Raw genomic sequence first — 18,146 nt, 5'->3', positions numbered from 1 at the left:
GATTGAGTGACTGATTTAATTATTCGAAATTATGAACAAACGAAAGAAGAAATCCTTGTCGGCTATGACAAGGGTTCTTTTTATGAAAATTGGAAACAAAACGAAACGTGGGAGATTGGCTTTACTGTTACTAGCAATTCGTTGAATCAGGAAGTATTTGATTTAGTCGAATATGAATCTTCCATTTTCTATAACGGACAAGAGTTTGTAATTAAAGAAATGACACGTGGCGCTATAGGGAAACTACTAACGAAGCAAGTGGTCGCTACACACGTCTACTACACCGTTCAAGATGGATACCAATACAATACAGTGACTGGTGCAAGATCTATTAGTCAATTACTGACACATGTTTTTAGCTCCGGTAGTCGCGGCTTTACATGGGAAGTTATTGATCCAAACAAAAAATTCCTTACCGTTGAACAAGAAAACTTCGGTAATGCGAATTATTTGAAGCTAATCAATGAGATTCTATCTGACTATAATGCAGTTGTGATTCCGAATAATAAACATCTAACTTTCTATCCTGCTAGTGAGTATGGCCAGCGAACGGAAGAACAGATTCGCTATAAATACAATACAGATGAAGTTTCATTCGATATTGATACGTACAGTCTAAAAACACAAATCAAGGGTTATGGAAAATTAAAAGATGGAGCGAATACTGAGGATCCTAAAGACAGCGATTATGTGTTTACTCCTATCATTTATACGAGTCCTGAATCACAGAAGTGGGGAATCAGGATACAAGATCCTGTTAAAGACGAACGGTATACCGTATCAGGAAACATGCTCGAGCGGTTAAAGACAGACTTGCAAGACTATCCAAGTATTTCGGGATCTGTAACGTTGAAATGGAAAATCAGTCCCAACAAAGGCGATCACGTCCCATTCATTTATGAACCTTTGAATATCAATACGTACATTCAAGTGGTAGGAATCAAGACGTATCCAGCGATACCAAATAAGCCACCAGAAATCACATTGAGCAACACAAAGAAAACAATGACGTCGATACTCGCTGAAATGGCGAAGAAAGGAGTGATTTGATGGGGTTATTAAAATTAATCAGTAACCGCATTTCTACAGAATGGAAAGAAGCGTTTAATAGAAATGTTGACTACTTAGAAAATTTGGAAAAAAATTTAGACGAGCAGCACAAATCAACAAACAGTCGTATTGATAATCTCGTGCTTCATTCAGGTGGCGAATCGCCGAATGAAGTGGTTGATGCTAGAGTTAACAATAAAGGGGAAGTTTTTGACACGTTGCATGGCAGACTATTAGAACATGAAAATCTGTCGGACGAACAAATTAGCGAACTGAATACAAACATGGATAGTCAAAAAGAGCAAGTTCAACAATTGAACAAGTCTGTCCAACAGATTATTGGTGGGTATAGTGAGCCAATAAATATGTACGTTTCAAAAAACGGTAGCGATATTTCTGGTGATGGATCTGAAGAAAAGCCATTTCTTACCATCCAAACAGCAGTCAATAATATTCCTCTGATCACAACAGGTTCTATTACGATTTGGATTGATAGCGGAGTTTACTTAGAAGATGTGATGATTCAGAATTTAAATTTTACATCCTTTTTGATTCGTCCCATAGATAATTTCAATGCTGTTGATCCCTCAAAAACAGATTTACCTGTCAAAGTTCGATCCATTTGTTTCACTGCTTGCAAAGGTTATTGTCAAGTTGCTGGAATGCAAATTGTGGATACAGCAAACGGAGCAGACTATGGAATCAGAAATGAGCAGAGCGGCTACATGGCAATTAACAAGTGTAAATTCTCAGAGAATACAAAATCACTTGCAAGATATAATGCCGTTTATGTAGGCGGAACATCAAAGATTAATATGTACGGAGACACGACGTTTATTAACCAGAAAGTGGCAATTTACGCTGTATTGATGGGTGAAATTTTTGTCAGTGCTTTTGGTTCAGGAAATGACGTAGGAATCTTGTGTGAGAATGGCACCGTCAGAGGAACTGTATCAACTTCTTTTGCAACTACCCCAACTAAAATTTCTAGTTATGGGCTAGTTATCACGAAAGGTACGGTGTTGGCTTAATGGTGTATAAAATTAAGGAATCGATCATTGTGATTCAAGCAGAAGCAACTAATCCCAATAATACAGGTGTTGTCTTTTGGTCGCATGATCGAGGAACAGCTAAGCTTCGAATGCAACTCGTTCGAAAAAATGAAATAACTCAAAGCTTACCAGAAGGAACAACCGTTCCAATTCGTCTGATGTTCCGTTCTGCAACAGCAGAAGGGGGATATGGTAAACATGACTATCTTGCGACAATTGATGATCGTGTGAATGGGATTGTTTCTATTGTGTTAGAGGATAATATACTGGGATACGTAGGCACCGTAGAAGGTAGCGTATATATTGATTTCCCAGGTGACCGCTCGTTAGATACAGCTGGACGTTTTACTTTTTCTATCAAGCGGAGTCCAATTGATGATAGTACGCCAGAACTAGAAGATTACTATTTTAATGGTTTTAGCCAGACCATTGATAAAATTGAGAAAATTCTAGCTGATGGGAAGCAAGAGATTGAACAGAAAATTGCGGAATCTGAAACGCAGATTGATGCGAAACTGAAAGACACAAACGACAAAATCACGAAAGCCAATCAAGATGTCGCAATTCTCAATACGAATATTGATAAAGCCAATGATCGTATTGATCAAACCAATCAGCAAATCGGAGATCTAGGCAAGCTGAAGAAAATGTACAGCAACAGCTTAGACTTCGGGGGCTATGATTATTCGGGGAATCCGAACCTTAGCGCTAAACTTAATGCTTCAAGTTTTTCTTCAGGTAATGGCGCAACAGTCGCGGATGATGGTGATGAAATTGTGTTTACCTTAGATGGCACAAATCAACTAGGGAAGTACACTACCAGAGCGCAAACGCCGGTAATAGAAGGGAAACAGTATACTATTAGTTGTGAAATCATGTTAGAAACGGGCTTCACTGGCGATCCGTCTGGAATACGCCTACAACACGCATACTTGCCTGGTGGTAACGTTGTTTTGCAGACAGCGACAGTACCTAAAAATGAATTGAATAAATGGCAGAAGCTTATCGGAACACAAACGGTAAAATACACCTCTGACGTACCAATCATTTGGTACCCTTTGTTTAGAGACATACAATCACTTAAACCGACTGGTAAAGTTAGATTAAGAAACATCAAAATCGAAGAAGGTTCAACAGCCACACCATACCAGCCTAACGTACTTGATGCGCCGTATTATTTGAGTAAGGTGGCTTTGGGTGAAAATCTAATTAAACCAGAATCACAACAACCAGTTACTAATAGTAACTATCTTATTAACACCTATAACATTAAACCAATGGTAAAAGGTAAGAAGTATACCATCACACTGGAAGGAACTAAGCCAGCAACACGGGTTTTTAGACCATTTTTCACACGAGCAACAGGAGATGCATGGGAGGTTGGTGACTTACAACCAGTAGAAGGCTTAACTAATGTGTGGTCTAAAACATTTACAGCAGAAGATGACTCACACCCTACTACCCCACAAGTGCAGATTTATCAAGTACCAAACACAAGTGTAGGACAATGTACAATTAAGTGGTTAAAACTAGAGGAAGGCGACACACGAACTCCAAATATTAGTGAATATAAATACTTCGGTGAAGGATTGAAAGACAGCAATGATCCAAATGATTACAGCTGGGATATCACACCAGAGTATACTGAAAAAAGCTTGAATAATACGGTTAGTCTGACTGAACCCGAAACCGTTTTAGGGCTAAAAAATTTTTCTGATGGTATTCAAATAGCTGGTGATCGTGTAGTTGGTGAAAATGACCATGTTGTATACACGCTAGATGCATCGAACAGCAAATCCTTCATTGATGGCTACGCTACATTCATCAAACATGGGAAAATAGTAATCGTTAATGGAACAGTAAAGTTCAAAAAAGCTTATGCCTTTGGTGTACCACTTGATGATGAAGTTCCCGAAGAATTTATTGCAAGAGGAGTTAATGGAATGATAATCGGAGCATCCGGTACTTCCAATAGCGCAAAAATGATATACGTAAGACAAGGCTTTAAATCGATAATGACCAATAGTGAATTTGCCATCAACGAGTGGTTTACATTTAATGGCAGTTACTGGGTAGGGGAGGAATAAAAATGAAAAACATTTGGAAATATGGACGTACTGGCGGAGAATATGCAGGAAAAGTATTGGACGACATGCTTGTATCCGTTCCTTACACGGATCAGCCGCCGCTTGAAGGAATTCGTGCTGATGGCGAACCGCTAACGATTGCTGATCAGATGTTTGATCCTAAACTGAACCAATGGATTGTTTTAGTGAATGTACTAGATCACAACGATTTAAACAATCTCAAAGCGATGTATGAGTCGTTAGAAAATGAGAACGGCGATTTAAAACAGATCAACGCCAAACTCATGCTAAGCGATGTAGCAATTAAACAGGAAAATACTGCATTGAAAGAAAAAGCGGATAGTTTAGCACAAATCAATTCAAAAATGATGCTTGCTTCGTTACAAAATAGCAAAGATATTTCAGAAATTAAAGAGCAACTAAATCCAGCTTCAAAGGGAGGTGAGTAGTATGTTTAGCTTTAGCGATGTGAAAATGATGTATGATTGGGGCTGTTTTACTGACGATCAAGTTCGTCTATTCGTTCCACTATGCATTACAGACGAAGAAGCAGATAAAATTATTAGCAAAGAAGAGAGCGCATCTTAAGTGATGCGTTTTTTTGTTGGAAAGTTGGTGGAACATGAAAGAAGAAGCGCTCCAAGACGTTGTGGAGAGATTAGTAAGAATTGAAACAAAATTAGACAACTACGAATCACTTAGAGAAAAGGCTGATAGTGCAAAAGATTTGGCAGATAAAGCCTATTCAGTAGCACTAAACAATGCAGAAGACATCAAGGAAATGAAGAACAATAATAAATGGGCTTGGGGCTATATGATTGGCTTAGGCATTACAATCATTGGCTATTTCTTGACTAAATTGTAAAGGAGGTGAGAAGAAATGGTTTTACCAGATAAGTATTATCAAATCATTAAATGGACGGTTTTAACCGTTTTACCAGCTGCATCTGTTTTAGTAGCCACGTTAGGAAAGGCGTATGGATGGAATGGAACAGATATGACAGTGCTGACTATCAATGCAGTAGCAACATTTTTAGGCGTTATCACTGGTGTGTCTGCTTATAATTTAAAAAAATAGGAGGAAACAAATGAAAAAGAAAATTACTATTACTGCGATGAGCCTGTTAATGGCTCTTTTTTTATTGCCAATTAATGGATTTGCTGCAAAAAATGATCAGGGTGTGGATTGGTCGATTTATCAAGGGGAGAACGGAAGATTTGGGTACGCTCATGATAAATTTGCTATTGCACAAATTGGTGGTTATAACGGAGCTGGTTTATATGACCAATGGACCTACTCCACGCAAGTTGCTTCTGCAATTGCGCAAGGCAAACGAGCGCATACCTATATTTGGTGGGATGTGTGGGGTTCCCCAGCAATTGCTAAAAAAACGATGGATTATTTCTTGCCAAAGATTCAAACGCCTAAAGGATCAATTGTAGCGATTGATTTTGAAGGTGGGGCATCTTCTAATAAACAAGCAAATACGGATGCCATTCTTTATGGTATGCGTCGAATTAAAGCAGCAGGCTATACTCCAATGCTTTATTCAGGTAAGCCATTCTTATTGGCAAATGCTTATTATCAGCAAGTAATCAAAGAGTTTCCAGACTCGCTATGGATCTCTGCTTATCCTGATTATAATGTAACGCCAACTCCTAACTGGAATATTTTTCCATCGCTGGACGGTATCGGTATCTATCAATTTACCTCAACTTATATTGCAGGTGGTTTAGATGGAAATGTCGATTTAACAGGAATCACTGATAATGGTTATACTAACTCAGATAAACCACAAACAGATACTCCAGCAATCAATGCAGGAGAAGAAACAAGCGAAACACCAAAATCACAGATCAAAGTTGGTGATACGGTTAAGGTGAATTTCTCAGCTAATCAATGGGCGACTGGTGAGGCTATTCCACAATGGGTGAAAGGTGAAAGCTACAAGGTTCAACAAATTGATGGCAATAAAATTTTACTTGCGAATATTTTATCTTGGATCGACAAATCTAATGTAGAACTTTTACCAGATTCTACGACAGTTGCAGAACAACCATTACTTGCTCAAACCCATGTCGTTCAATACGGCGAAACATTATCAAGCATTGCTTATCAATACGGAACAGATTACCAAACCATAGCTTCGTTAAATGGATTGGTAAATCCTAATCTGATTTATCCTGGTCAAGTTCTGAAAGTCAATGGATCGGTAACAAGTAATATTTACACTGTTCAATATGGTGATAATTTATCAAGTATTGCAGCTAAGCTTGGCACGACTTATCAAGAGTTAGCACAGAAAAACGGGTTAGCTAATCCTAATTTTATATATGTTGGGCAGCAAGTAGTGTACTAAAAAACAACCCGTTACTATAATCTAGTAACGGGTTTTGCTTTTTTAGTTGTGTAATGAAGGATTCTTCTTATACCAAGGTAACTTGCTTATAATAAATAAATATATCGGGTTATTAATAGATTTTTTGATATGATCTATTCTCTTAATTAGCTCGTAATATTCAGTCATTACTTTGGGATTGTTTCTGAAAGTATAACCTTGTACTAATACATATGAATTAGGATCATCGTTGTGATATTCTGGGGGTAAAAGATTTTTATGATGATCTAATATTACTAAATTTAATTCCATTTCAAATTGCTTAATTTGTATATTCAATCTTTCTATAAGACGTAGTATTTTTTGATTTAACAATGGGTAAATAAGATTCATTTTTTCTATAGCATCAAACATAGGATGAATAAACTCTATCTGCATTGGAAGTAATTCTATGTTTAAATTCTCATTTGTTGCATACATGACTTCTAAAACTGAATTAGCTCGTTCTTCTATTTTGTGTAATTCTAAAACTATGTTATTTCTAGCCTCGCTTTTATTTTGCCAAACAGCTACAATATAAGCACCAATTACTCCGATAATAGCACCTAATAATCCTAATAGTCCATCTCCGGTTACTGTCATAATTTCACCTCCAAGTAAAATATTATCATAATAATTAGAAGGAGTATTAAAAATTACATAGATATTGGTACTTATACATTCCAAAATAATAAAAAAGCCTCTCGTGGATTGAAAAATAACAAATTCATTAATGATGTTAATTAATTTCATAATATAATAGACAAATCTAGTAATCTTACTCTAAAATTATAATGTATAACTAAAATATATTGAAAAGAAGTGAAAAGTAGTGACCAACTCTTTAAAAATAGTAAAAAATGAAGATTTTCTCATTTGTGAATACACTCCTTTTACATTAAATACATCTTTTATTTTTGATAAAATAAGCCAAGATGGATCTTATACTTTAAAAAGAACATTTAGCATCTCAAATGATGAGATATTAGAAAAAAAAGAAGAGTATATTAAATTTATAGTTGGAGAAAAAGAAGATTGTTATTATCATTTAAATAATAAAGTATTAGGAATAGAACACAACATTTTTATTCATGAAGATATGAAGACGAATATATCTTCATTCATCGCTCATGAAAACATATCTATAATGAAAAAAATAGATAATATAATTGATGAAGATTTATATATTGGTGGCGAAAGCGGAAATCTACCTGAAAGTGTTTTTGAAGAATTGATAAAAAAGTTTCCTAATAAACATGAATTGTATTTATATTCTAACATGAGAATTGGGGTTCTAATACAAGATTATTTATTAACTAAAAAAGAAAATCATATTAATTATGAGAATTACATGTCGAATAAAAATAGAAATACTATTATTAAAAAAAATAAAGATATAGTTATCGAAAAAAAGATAGCAGAAAATGAGTACTTAAAATATCAATATATAAAAGAAAAACTGGTTAAAATGTTAGAGAACGAAAAGTTCTACTTGGAAAAAGATTGGCAAAAAGAAATTGCAAACATTCTTACTCTTATTTTCCCAATGTATCAATTAGTTGTCGACGAGGTTATGATAGAAACTGATGAGGGTAAGAAAAGACCTGATTTTGTTTTTATTGATGTGAACGGAAATATAGATATAGCAGAAATCAAAAAATCATATAATATTCCTATAATGACAAAAACTAAATATAGAAATAACTACGTTGCATCTAAAGAATTAACAGGTACGCTAATGCAGATAGAAAAATATATTTATCACCTTACTAGAACTGCAAAAAAATCTGAGGAGATAATAAAGAAAAAAGTATTTAATCAAACGCAAGAGGCAGTTGATATTTATATAAGAAATCCTAGAGGAATGATTATTTTAGGAAGATCAGATAAGTTAAATGTAGAACAACTAAGAGATTTTGAAATTTTAAGAAGAAAGTATAAACATGTTGCCGACATTATTTCTTATGACGATTTAGTTCATCGACTTGATTCTCTTTTAAAGAAATTTGAAAATGAAACCATATAGAATGTTATGTATCTGTGTAAATTAAAAAAAATCCTCGATTTAGTGTTGGATGATTCTTTTTTCCGTTTATCATTCAATTGTTCTAATTCGTCTAAATTTTCAAGTATAGCTAGTTTTTAAGTGAATAACTAGGATAAAGTAGTAAGATATTATTAATATAGACAACCATAAAAAAACATTAGATAAAATATTTATGTTATCGAAATACAAAAAATACCGATCAACTTTGTAGTTTAATATACTCTAATTCAATTTCGATAACATGCTTGTTGCTACAAACTCTTCCTTTAAGCAAAGTAAATAAACTATTCTATTTGTGGCAACAATCTGTACCCTTAGCTCAGTTGGTCCATAACCGTCCGGTCGTAGGTTCGAGTCCTACAGGGTACATTAATGTAGCCAATTGAATCGTTCTGTGTTAGAATTTTTTGAAGAGTATTATACAAGCTAAAGCTTTTCTTCATTGCCACTCAAATGAGTGGCTTTTTTATGTATCCTTTTATGGATTAATGAAAGGATGTTTCACATAGTTATACTTCTGTATATTTGAAAAGTTTTACTTTGATTTTTAAATGGAAAGACATTTGGGTTAAATTGTGAGATAATAATAAAGAAGAGTTTAAAGCGTTCCCCAAAAACCACTCCCCCATAAGTGTGTTACGCTTTAAACTCTTTTATATTTGAAGCCATTAAAAAGCATACCATATTTTTGAAAAAAAGTGAGAAAAAAGGCTTATAATTGGAGTGGTAGTTAATTAGTGACTTATTTTTGATTTTATAGCACTGATACTATAAAATATAGATATCATCATATTACACAATCTTAATACTAACTTAAAAAATATCTCCTTTCATAAGTATGGTGATAAAATCCGTTCCGGGCTACCTTTTTAGGTAGCCTACTTTAATCTTTGTATCTTTCTGGATCAACGAAAGTATACTTTATATAGTCATAACGCCGATGATCGCTTCGAGCGTCTAGCACATCAGTCACGATATCAAACAAAAAATATACATCTTTCTTCATTCTAGTTTTCGCAGCAGGGATTTTAAAGTAGTTTTTATTAGAGTAATAGAGATTAACTAGCAGGCTAGTTTCAATTGCTAAAAAGATTACTTCAGTATCCCAGACTTTATATAAATCTTTGACAAATTTTTCTGATGGATCGTATTTAAACCAAAGCAGATGTTCCTCTAGCTCGATTGTCATGTTTTTCACCTCAACGAAAGTATACGAACTAACGTTCTTTTTGTAAAGGATAAAAATAGGATAGCTACCGGTACCCAAACTAGTACCCATTTACCAAAAACGAAGAAATTTATGTAAATAGAAAAATAAGTATAAACATTGATGCATCAACATTTATATGCCTTTGGAACAAATGAAAAGGGCGGTTCTCATAAGAAAAACATGTTCGCACTTCTAGGCAAACCAGGCTTTGAAGACCTTGCTAAAGAATTGAACGAACGCCTGTAAGATAAGGGTTTGTCGCTAGATTTAAAAAATCAGTGATAGAAACATGTTTGCTTTAAAATGAAACTAGTGATAGTTTTAGTGATAGTGAACTTAAAAAAAGCACTCAAATTGAGTGCTTTTTTATTTGCTCTTCTATATAGTTTTCTAGCTGATTCATTGATCTTTTTTTACTTCAGGAGAAATATGGGCATAGACTTGTGTAGTAGAAACATCTTTATGTCCCAACAACTCTTTTATATCCTCAAGTGGAACGCCAGCCTCTCGAAGAGTTACTGCAATCAACTATTTTAATTGTGCAAGAACAATATTCCTAGAATCAGAAAGACAGTGAGATTGGGCAAAAAAAATCCATGAATAATAGTCTATCACACACGAAATGATTGGTTTAATGGACTGTATCACAGAGATTCATTTAGCGAACAAGTACATAAATTTCCATAAAGTTGCGTTGTTGTCAGTTTATTTTGATATAATTATTTCGAGAACAAATCAAGGGGTGACGATGTTGAATCAGGTAAAAAATGATTTTCTCAATAGGAGAACAAAAGGTGAGTTAAACCGAAGGAAAGGATTTGATCAATGAAGAAAATGCAAGCAGCACTTACTTATTGCAAAGGCAAAGCAATTTACTTTATTCTAGGAACTGCCATTATACTTACATTGTTTCGTCTTTACTTATACTATAAAGCAACATACAGTATCGATATGACAGCGGCGTATGACGATCAGCTGTTTATTCATCATGCACAAAATTTGTTAAAAGGGAATTGGTTAGGAGATTATGATTCGAAAACTCTCTCAAAAGGGATTTCTTACAGTTTGTTTCTAGCTTTAGCAAATAAATTGCATCTTCCATACTCGATACTATTTGGAAGTTTCAATATTCTTGCGAGTTTCTTGATGGCATTAAGTTTACGACCCATTGCCAAAAATCGAGGGTACTTACTTATTATCTATCTCTATTTCTTGTTTTCACCGATTAGTTTTACAACTGAATATTCTACTCGAATCTATCGAAATGCAATTGTTATCCCGTCAGTGACAGTGATAGTGGCTTGCTTATTAGCTATCTATTTTAGAAAATATCGCTCCATCAAAAGTATTTTACCGTGGATCACTATACTAGCCATTATTTTTCCTTTTTACTGGTTTATACGTGAGGACTCCATTTGGTTGGTTCCATTTGTTGTAATGGCATTATTGATTAGTTTTATCCAAATAATTATAGGACCAGATTTTAAAATAAAAAAAGAGAAAAAACTGATGGCAGCCCAGTTGAAAATCAATAAACAAAAAGTAGGAAAGCTGTGTTTACTTGTACTTCCTGCAGTGACTTTCATGTTAACGTCTCAATTCTTAGGACATAAGAATGAGGAAGTATATGGGTTAAATACACTAAATGACCGTTCCAGTGGCGAATTTGCGCAAGTAATGAAAAATCTGATCCGTTTAGATGATGGAACAGATATAAATGAAAAAAATAGTCGGATTTGGGTATCACATGAAGCACTAAATAAAGCAGTGGCGGCTTCGCCAACTTTTTCAAAAGAAGCTGATCGAATCAATGAATTGTATACTACCCATGCTTGGACGGAAGCAGGAAAAGTGAAGGAATTAAAAGGAGATATCATTTTTTGGGCATTAAGAGACGTGATCAGTGAATCTGGGTATTATCATAATAATGCGAAACAAACAAATGATTTTTGGAAAAAAGTGAACGAGGAATTAACAAAAGCATACGAGACGGGAAAATTGAAGAAAAAGAAAGAGTTCTATTTAATGGGAACTGGGGATGGAAAGATAGCAAGTGATGTTCCTGTACTGCTCGACTTTTTTAAAACAGCATATACCTACAATCTTTTTTACAAAGACTTCCATCAAGGCGGAAATTATAGCTTTGGTACCCATGATGAAGTAGAGCAAGCACAAAAATTATTGCGAGTCCCTCTATTAAATAATTGGATCAATAGTGAAGACCCGCATACACCGGTCTTGGTTCTATCGAGACCAGCAAAAATAGCTACAAGCTTCATTACACTTTATCAGAAGACCAGTGGTGTGATTCTTATCTTTTCTCTAGTAAGCAGCCTGTTTTTAGCGATTGGAGTTTTCCATGCGAAAAAGGATAAAAAACTTTATTGTTCAATTTTGGTAATTTTTTTAGGGTTAGTTCTGACGCAATTCCTGTTTTTATTTGGAGTTTCATGGTTCTGCTCTTATTCGCCAGAACAAAAAGAGTACTTTTTAAGTGTCTATACAGGTGCTGGAGTGCCTATCATGCAGACTGCGATCGTTTTGATATTGCTAGGGATGAGTAGGGTACAGTGGAAAAAAGCAAAGAATGTAAAAAAATAAACAATAAAAGACGTTTGCATGATATTCAGGCAAACGTCTTTTATTGTTTATTAGATTCCGAGTTGGCTTCTACCATTAGAAATGAGTCACTCCTTATTTAGATTCGTTCAATGCTCGGACAGCTTGTTCAATTGTTACGCCAAATGCAACATTTTTTTCATTAGAAGCATCGATAGCCATAAATTGGTTCGTTGTTGTGTCAAATGCAACACGATACTTCATGTTCGTTTTTGTAAATGTCATATACTTTCCTCCTTTTTATTTTTAATGTAAATAGATAGTGTAATTTTCTGTTAAACTTTCCTATCTATTACAAGTTTAGCACCTCTTATTTTTTTTAGCAATTAATTGCTATTTAAGACTGTGAGTATCAGTTTTCCGTTAACCCAATTAGTAAACAGATGATTAAAATGATAAAAATAGCTGCCTGGATATAAATCATAGAAAATCCCTCCTTATTCTTATTCTATAAGACTAGCAAGTAAATAACACGAACAAGCAGCTTACAGCATCAAACAATAACGTCACTTTGTAAAAAATTACTAGTTGAGTGAGTTATGTTTCATATTACGTCTCTCTATATAAAATCAGATGTTCTTAATAAAAAATAAAATAAAACGTTTTCAAATCGTTTGTTTTTTGTTATTATAAATCTAAGAAAAGAATAACTGGAAGGTGATAATCTGATGAGTAAAATAGAAGTAGGTAAGTCATACATATGCAAACCAATTGGTACAAATTACGAAGTTATCGGGTACGTTGAATGCACATATACGAATACAGCTGTTATTTATGTTGAGCGTTATGATCAAAGAGATCGTTCAGTCATTTATGACAGAAAGTATAGGTTACTAGCTAAGTTTTGTGATATGTATTCAGCAAGTGAAACGGAATTAGTATCATAAACAATTTTTTTGAGTAATTTTGTAAACTTCACTATAATGAAATTAAGAGAGAAGGGAGCGAAAAACCATGCAAAAAAGAAAAAGTTCAAGTAAATTAGGGATTATTTTAGCGGTTATTTCTGCTATACCTGCAATATTAGCGATTGTCCGAGCAGTAAAAGGATCAAAAGAAGTTTAAAAAGTGATTATGTGAGAAATAGTTTGCTTTAAGAAATAAAAGAAGAATCGCAAAAATCAATTCTTAAATTAGGGATGATTTTTAGAAGAAGCTTCTTTTATCGTTTGTTTAAAAAAAGGTTGAGACAAAAGTTGTTTAGGTTTGAGAAATTGGAGAGAAAAAAGAGCAATACGATTTTTGTATTGCTCTTTTTTTTCGGAATTTCCGAAAAAACTGATTTTGGATGCCGTTTATTTGAGAGTCTGTGGCAAACCTGATTTCTAGTTTTGTTCTACATTCTTTTTTTATCCTACCCCCAAAACAAAGTTCAATAATTTGTCAGAGTAAGTGATTTCTTCATCGGTTATCTTAACATTTTCATTCAACAGGTCCATTCTATCTGTAATGATACCATCAACGCCATAAAACATCATTCGGCTAATCGCATCTGAATCATTGATTGTCCATACATATACTTTTTTTCCATCTTGGTGGGCAGAATCAATAAAATTTCGATTGATTGTACTATATTCCATCGTAAGGAAATCAGCAGGTGTGACTGGAGGACCAACAATATTGAAAGGTAAAATATACCCTACATAAAAATTTGGATTGGCTTTTTTCAAATCAGAAACAGTTTGATAAGTTAAACTTTGTAAAATATGTTTTTTTTCTAAGATATGTTTTTCGTATTTTGTAACAAAACGAGTAATGACATCTTTCGAATCTTTTTTTGAATTCTTGATCTCGATGAGAAGTTTCTGGTTCAGTTCATCGGCTTTTTTTAGATAATCATCGAATGAGACAACCGGTTCTTCCACACCGTTTTCCTTAACCGTTAATTTTTCGAGCTCTTTCAATGTTAGATCTTGCGGTGCTTTATCCACGCCAGTCAATTGCCGTAGATTGAAATCGTGCATCACCACGAATTGTCCATCTTTTGTTTCTTGAACGTCCATTTCGACATAGTCCGGATGATATGCGGCGCTCGTCTTTTCCAAAGCTGCCAGAGTATTTTGCGCACTATTATTCCCACTGACCCCACGGTGAGAAACCGTTATTGGTCGAGTTTGCGCGGCAGAGGTAAGATAATCCATATTATATAGGCAAACACCGATACCGAAAAATACAGCAAACAGAATAATCCCAGTGTTTTTTACTGCCGAATATTTCTTATTTGACGGTTGAGGTGTGAACCATTTAGGGATATCAGGTAGAAATCCTTCATCGTCCATAAAATCAACAATGATGTAGAAGATCCCAACAGTTGACATCACGATATTGAATAGCAATACGCCTTGAAGAACAGACATTGCAAAAACAGCACTTATCAAGGAATAATCAGGTAGAAATTCTTCTACGATTATCTGCAAAGTGATAATCAGTAGATAACCCGCAGTCGATAAAAGTAAAATACTGCCTCCAATAACAATGAACTGCCCCAATATCGCAAAAAATCTTGCTTTTGTGAGCAACCAACTTTCTTTTACCGCTTGTTTGAACGGGCGATCTCTTAAAATCATTTCGGGAAGGGCAAAAATCAAGCGGATGCCGATATATGCCAAAAGCAAATAGAAAATAATAAAGGTACTAACTACGATCCAACGATTAGCAAAAATAAAGTCCATAATAAAAGCAGGTATCTTTACTTTAGAAAGTAGATCGGAATTAAAACTCAAGCCGCTGATGGGTAAAATCAGTAAAAAATAAGCGAGAAAAAATAGAAAAGTCAGTGGACGGATCTTTTTCAATTGAAAAAAAGTTAGTTCCAATAATTGTTTCAATGAAACAGGAACCTGTTTTTTGATGAAATAAACGCTCATCAGTAAAAAAGTAAATTCAAAATATACTAGCAATAGTATCGTCAATAGCACAGCAATCAAAGAAAGTAACACTCCTGGATGCTGCGAAATAATGATGGTTATGTTGTCACTAGACAGATAATCAATCGCCCCACGACGTAAAATGAAACGTGTGGTGCTCCCTAATAAGGGCAAACAAATAAATAAAATAAATCCGTGCATAATCAGAACATCACGAAAATAGGCCTGAGTCCCTTTAAGAAAGTCCCAAGCATTTCCTAAACTTCTTTTCAAATACGTTAACATTCAATCACCTACTCGCCAATATTATAGCGTATATTCAAAAAAAATGAGAGTACCACGTAATGTTGTTTACGTGATACTCGCACATTCACTATCGATTTATCCAAATAAAACAGTCAAGAAATGACCACCGTAAATCAAAGCCATACTATATAAGAAAATTGATAGTGGTTTTGCTAAAAGGATGATCCATGTAAACTTTTTAACTGAGATATTGGTTAACCCTGCCATCAAGCATAGTGCATCGTCTGGAGCGACCGGTAAGAAGATAGCTAAAGCAAACAATTTTTCAAATCGGTTTTGGTTATCCAGCCAGCCAATATATTTATTGTATGTTTTATCACTGATCATTGAAAGAATGAATGGTTTTCCATAGCGTCTTCCTAAGAGAAAAATGATAATGGAGCCAATACAGATCCCTACGTAGTTATAAATAAAACCGGCATATGGACCAAAGATCAACACACCAGCAGCAGTGCTGATCCCACCAGGAATGATAGGAATGACAACTTGCAAAATCTGGATCAGGATGAAAATGATCGGGCCTAAAATGATTGAATCTCCGACTAAACCTCTTAAAGAATCCAAATCTTTGAATACACCTAAATTGATGAAGTAAATGGTTAAAGCAATCGAAATTCCCAATCCAACGATCGAGATAAAATTAATCAATTTTCGTGATACTGCAACATTCATCGTCTATCAACTCCTCCGATACTTTTCTTTATACTACTACTTTACTTTAAAAGTAAGCCTTTGCGCCACTATTTTAAATGACAAAAGTCAAACAGTTTTGTAAGTTTGACTTTAGTATAAAAGAGATACAAGGAAAATACATCCAACCAAAGATGTATTTAAAGAAATTTATTATTTGTATTTTTTTAATCAAACTATGCTTAACAAGCATATCAAGAGTTTGAGGGAGGTATTAGACGAGAGAATGTTTTGGCGATAGGATGAGAGTGTAAAGAAACGAAATAAAACATAAAAGGGGTTGGATACAATGGCACAAAAACAAACAGCTGGTCATGATCAATTAGGCGATTTCGCGCCAAAGTTCGCTGAATTGAATGATGATATTTTATTTGGAGAAGTCTGGTCTAGAGAAGAAGAATTAGCCCCTCATCAAAGAAGTTTGATCACTATTTCTGCATTGATTTCAGCGGGGAACTTTGAACAATTACCTGCTCATTTAAGAATAGGTAAACAAAATGGTATTACAAAAGAAGAAATCTCTGAAGTAATCACACATCTTTCATTTTACGTTGGTTGGCCAAAAGCATGGTCAGCATTCAATATAGCAAAAGAAATCTATCCAGTTGATGAAAATCATACCCAGAAAGAAGAGTGAATGTATAATGGCAAAAAATGAAGAAGTAAAGAACGGAATAATCTTCCCCGTGGGAGACAAAAATGAAGGATACGCCGATGTATTTACTGGTCAAAGCTTTTTGAAGATGTTAGTTAATGATCCTGAAGTTTCAGTTGCTGTAGGAAATGTGACCTTTGAACCAAGTTGTCGAAACAACTGGCATGTCCACACAGATGGCTATCAAATTTTGTTAGTGACTGGTGGTGAAGGGTGGTACCAAGAAGAAGGCGAAGCAGCGAGAAAACTACTTCCAGGCGATGTTGTAGTAACCCACAAAGGGATTAAACATTGGCATGGTGCAACGAAAGACAGTTGGTTCGAACATCTTGCCATCACATCAGGAGCATCCAAGTTTATGGAACCTGTGACAGATGAACAATACAATAACTTATGATTTTTATTAAATGGGGGAATATAGATGAATAACATCAAAGACAAAGTTGTGATTATCACTGGAGCGTCCAGTGGTATTGGAGAAGCGACTGCTCGCTTATTGGCGAAGGAGGGCGCAAAATTAGTTTTAGCAGCTAGAAGAGAAGAAAAATTGAAAGCAATCGTTGATGCAATCATATCGGAAGGCGGAGAAGCAATCTACCAAGTAACAGATGTGACGAACTCAAAAGAGAATGAACGTCTAGTTGCACGTGCGAAGGAAGTATATGGAAAAGTCGATGTGATTTTCTTGAATGCAGGGATCATGCCAAGTTCACCACTTTCTGCTTTAAAAGTGGAGGAGTGGAATCAAATGGTAGACATCAACTTAAAAGGTGTGCTTAATGGATTAGCAGCAGTGTTGCCAGAGTTCATAGAGCAAAAATCTGGGCATGTGATCACTACGTCATCAGTTGCCGGTATTAAAGCATATCCTGGCAGTGGGGTCTACGGTGCTACGAAATGGGCTGTCCGCAACCTGATGGAAGTGTTAAGAATGGAATCTGCTCAAGAAGGGACAAATATTCGAACAGCAACGATCTACCCAGCTGCAATCAACACAGAATTGTTAGACACGATTACAGATGAGTCAGCGGCAAGCGGCATGAACGCACTGTATGAACAACATGGAATCTCACCAGATCGTATAGCAAATGTAGTTGCTTTTGCAATCAATCAACCAAGTGATGTAAATGTCAGTGAATTTACTGTGGGACCGACTACTCAACCTTGGTAAGATTTTTTCAATAA

At 34.9% G+C, this 18,146-nt stretch carries 20 protein-coding genes, 1 tRNA gene and 1 pseudogene; 16 read left to right on the top strand and 6 right to left on the bottom strand.

Annotation, left to right across the window (positions count from 1 at the left end; genetic code table 11):
- Window positions 1-6 precede the first annotated feature (6 nt).
- From FGQ66_RS07950 to FGQ66_RS07915, 8 genes are read left to right on the top strand one after another with little or no spacing between them, the layout of a single operon-like run.
- The gene (locus tag FGQ66_RS07950; RefSeq protein WP_138302132.1) at window positions 7-1,050 is read left to right on the top strand and encodes a phage tail protein; all 1,044 of its coding nucleotides are present in this window, start codon (window positions 7-9) and stop codon (window positions 1,048-1,050) included.
- Window positions 1,050-2,081, top strand: coding sequence for a hypothetical protein (locus FGQ66_RS07945; RefSeq protein WP_138302131.1), 1,032 nt, complete (start codon window positions 1,050-1,052; stop codon window positions 2,079-2,081). Before FGQ66_RS07950 ends, FGQ66_RS07945 begins: the two co-directional genes overlap by 1 nt.
- Complete coding sequence (locus FGQ66_RS07940) at window positions 2,081-4,189, top strand: BppU family phage baseplate upper protein (protein ID WP_138302130.1); 2,109 nt, start codon at window positions 2,081-2,083, stop codon at window positions 4,187-4,189. Before FGQ66_RS07945 ends, FGQ66_RS07940 begins: the two co-directional genes overlap by 1 nt.
- Window positions 4,190-4,191: 2 nt before the next feature.
- Window positions 4,192-4,638: a hypothetical protein gene (locus tag FGQ66_RS07935; RefSeq protein ID WP_138302129.1), complete on the top strand. Its 447-nt coding sequence runs from the start codon at window positions 4,192-4,194 to the stop codon at window positions 4,636-4,638.
- Window position 4,639: 1 nt separating this feature from the next.
- A complete protein-coding gene (locus FGQ66_RS07930; protein ID WP_002290625.1) occupies window positions 4,640-4,777 on the top strand; it encodes an XkdX family protein in 138 nt (45 codons plus the stop codon).
- 34 nt (window positions 4,778-4,811) lie between these two features.
- The gene (locus tag FGQ66_RS07925; protein WP_002312831.1) at window positions 4,812-5,054 is read left to right on the top strand and encodes a hemolysin XhlA family protein; all 243 of its coding nucleotides are present in this window, start codon (window positions 4,812-4,814) and stop codon (window positions 5,052-5,054) included.
- A gap of 15 nt (window positions 5,055-5,069) precedes the next feature.
- The gene (locus tag FGQ66_RS07920) at window positions 5,070-5,267 is read left to right on the top strand and encodes a phage holin (protein WP_138302128.1); all 198 of its coding nucleotides are present in this window, start codon (window positions 5,070-5,072) and stop codon (window positions 5,265-5,267) included.
- A 10-nt stretch (window positions 5,268-5,277) separates the two neighbouring features.
- The gene (locus tag FGQ66_RS07915) at window positions 5,278-6,549 is read left to right on the top strand and encodes a LysM peptidoglycan-binding domain-containing protein (protein WP_138302127.1); all 1,272 of its coding nucleotides are present in this window, start codon (window positions 5,278-5,280) and stop codon (window positions 6,547-6,549) included.
- A 42-nt stretch (window positions 6,550-6,591) separates the two neighbouring features.
- On the opposite strand, the gene FGQ66_RS07910 is transcribed toward FGQ66_RS07915, so the two are convergent.
- Complete coding sequence (locus FGQ66_RS07910) at window positions 6,592-7,170, bottom strand: hypothetical protein (protein ID WP_010728461.1); 579 nt, start codon at window positions 7,168-7,170, stop codon at window positions 6,592-6,594.
- Window positions 7,171-7,399: 229 nt separating this feature from the next.
- Between FGQ66_RS07910 and FGQ66_RS07905 the strand changes: the two genes are divergently transcribed.
- Window positions 7,400-8,593, top strand: coding sequence for a Shedu immune nuclease family protein (locus FGQ66_RS07905; protein WP_138302126.1), 1,194 nt, complete (start codon window positions 7,400-7,402; stop codon window positions 8,591-8,593).
- A 329-nt stretch (window positions 8,594-8,922) separates the two neighbouring features.
- Window positions 8,923-8,983: transfer RNA gene (locus tag FGQ66_RS15170), tRNA-OTHER, on the top strand.
- A gap of 514 nt (window positions 8,984-9,497) precedes the next feature.
- Here FGQ66_RS15170 and FGQ66_RS07900 read toward each other — a convergent pair.
- The gene (locus FGQ66_RS07900) at window positions 9,498-9,803 is read right to left on the bottom strand and encodes a DUF5960 family protein (RefSeq protein ID WP_138302125.1); all 306 of its coding nucleotides are present in this window, start codon (window positions 9,801-9,803) and stop codon (window positions 9,498-9,500) included.
- Between the two features lie 138 nt (window positions 9,804-9,941).
- Here FGQ66_RS07900 and FGQ66_RS15570 point away from each other — a divergent pair, with 138 nt between their 5' ends.
- On the top strand, window positions 9,942-10,070 hold the full coding sequence (locus FGQ66_RS15570; RefSeq protein WP_283205172.1) for a hypothetical protein: 129 nt from the start codon (window positions 9,942-9,944) through the stop codon (window positions 10,068-10,070).
- A gap of 103 nt (window positions 10,071-10,173) precedes the next feature.
- Here the strand turns inward: FGQ66_RS15570 and FGQ66_RS07895 are convergent.
- Window positions 10,174-10,346: pseudogene (locus FGQ66_RS07895) on the bottom strand (tyrosine-type recombinase/integrase); the annotation flags it as partial.
- A 303-nt stretch (window positions 10,347-10,649) separates the two neighbouring features.
- Here FGQ66_RS07895 and FGQ66_RS07890 point away from each other — a divergent pair.
- Window positions 10,650-12,425: a glucosyltransferase gene (locus FGQ66_RS07890; protein ID WP_138302124.1), complete on the top strand. Its 1,776-nt coding sequence runs from the start codon at window positions 10,650-10,652 to the stop codon at window positions 12,423-12,425.
- Between the two features lie 93 nt (window positions 12,426-12,518).
- On the opposite strand, the gene FGQ66_RS15165 is transcribed toward FGQ66_RS07890, so the two are convergent.
- Window positions 12,519-12,668, bottom strand: a complete 150-nt coding sequence (locus FGQ66_RS15165) for a hypothetical protein (protein WP_005879449.1) — start codon at window positions 12,666-12,668, stop codon at window positions 12,519-12,521.
- 443 nt (window positions 12,669-13,111) lie between these two features.
- Here FGQ66_RS15165 and FGQ66_RS07885 point away from each other — a divergent pair, with 443 nt between their 5' ends.
- Window positions 13,112-13,330, top strand: coding sequence for a hypothetical protein (locus FGQ66_RS07885; RefSeq protein ID WP_138302123.1), 219 nt, complete (start codon window positions 13,112-13,114; stop codon window positions 13,328-13,330).
- A gap of 462 nt (window positions 13,331-13,792) precedes the next feature.
- Here FGQ66_RS07885 and FGQ66_RS07880 read toward each other — a convergent pair whose 3' ends face one another.
- Together FGQ66_RS07880 and FGQ66_RS07875 are read right to left on the bottom strand one after the other, a co-directional pair.
- Entirely contained in the window at window positions 13,793-15,595 is a 1,803-nt protein-coding gene (locus FGQ66_RS07880; RefSeq protein ID WP_138302122.1) for a glycerophosphoryl diester phosphodiesterase membrane domain-containing protein, read from the bottom strand.
- Window positions 15,596-15,691: 96 nt separating this feature from the next.
- Window positions 15,692-16,288, bottom strand: a complete 597-nt coding sequence (locus FGQ66_RS07875) for a TVP38/TMEM64 family protein (RefSeq protein ID WP_138302121.1) — start codon at window positions 16,286-16,288, stop codon at window positions 15,692-15,694.
- A gap of 307 nt (window positions 16,289-16,595) precedes the next feature.
- On the opposite strand from FGQ66_RS07875, the gene FGQ66_RS07870 reads away from it, so the two are divergent.
- From FGQ66_RS07870 to FGQ66_RS07860, 3 genes are read left to right on the top strand one after another with little or no spacing between them, the layout of a single operon-like run.
- Complete coding sequence (locus FGQ66_RS07870) at window positions 16,596-16,943, top strand: carboxymuconolactone decarboxylase family protein (protein ID WP_016176426.1); 348 nt, start codon at window positions 16,596-16,598, stop codon at window positions 16,941-16,943.
- Window positions 16,944-16,947: 4 nt separating this feature from the next.
- Complete coding sequence (locus tag FGQ66_RS07865; protein ID WP_171024588.1) at window positions 16,948-17,358, top strand: cupin domain-containing protein; 411 nt, start codon at window positions 16,948-16,950, stop codon at window positions 17,356-17,358.
- A 24-nt stretch (window positions 17,359-17,382) separates the two neighbouring features.
- The gene (locus FGQ66_RS07860) at window positions 17,383-18,132 is read left to right on the top strand and encodes an SDR family oxidoreductase (protein ID WP_081134956.1); all 750 of its coding nucleotides are present in this window, start codon (window positions 17,383-17,385) and stop codon (window positions 18,130-18,132) included.
- The last annotated feature ends 14 nt before the right edge of the window (window positions 18,133-18,146 follow it).

It is taken from the genome of Enterococcus sp. BSD2780061688st2 D3 (genome assembly GCF_005844145.1).
GTDB lineage: Bacteria > Bacillota > Bacilli > Lactobacillales > Enterococcaceae > Enterococcus_B > Enterococcus_B durans.
This window is presented reverse-complemented; position numbering and strand designations above follow the sequence as displayed.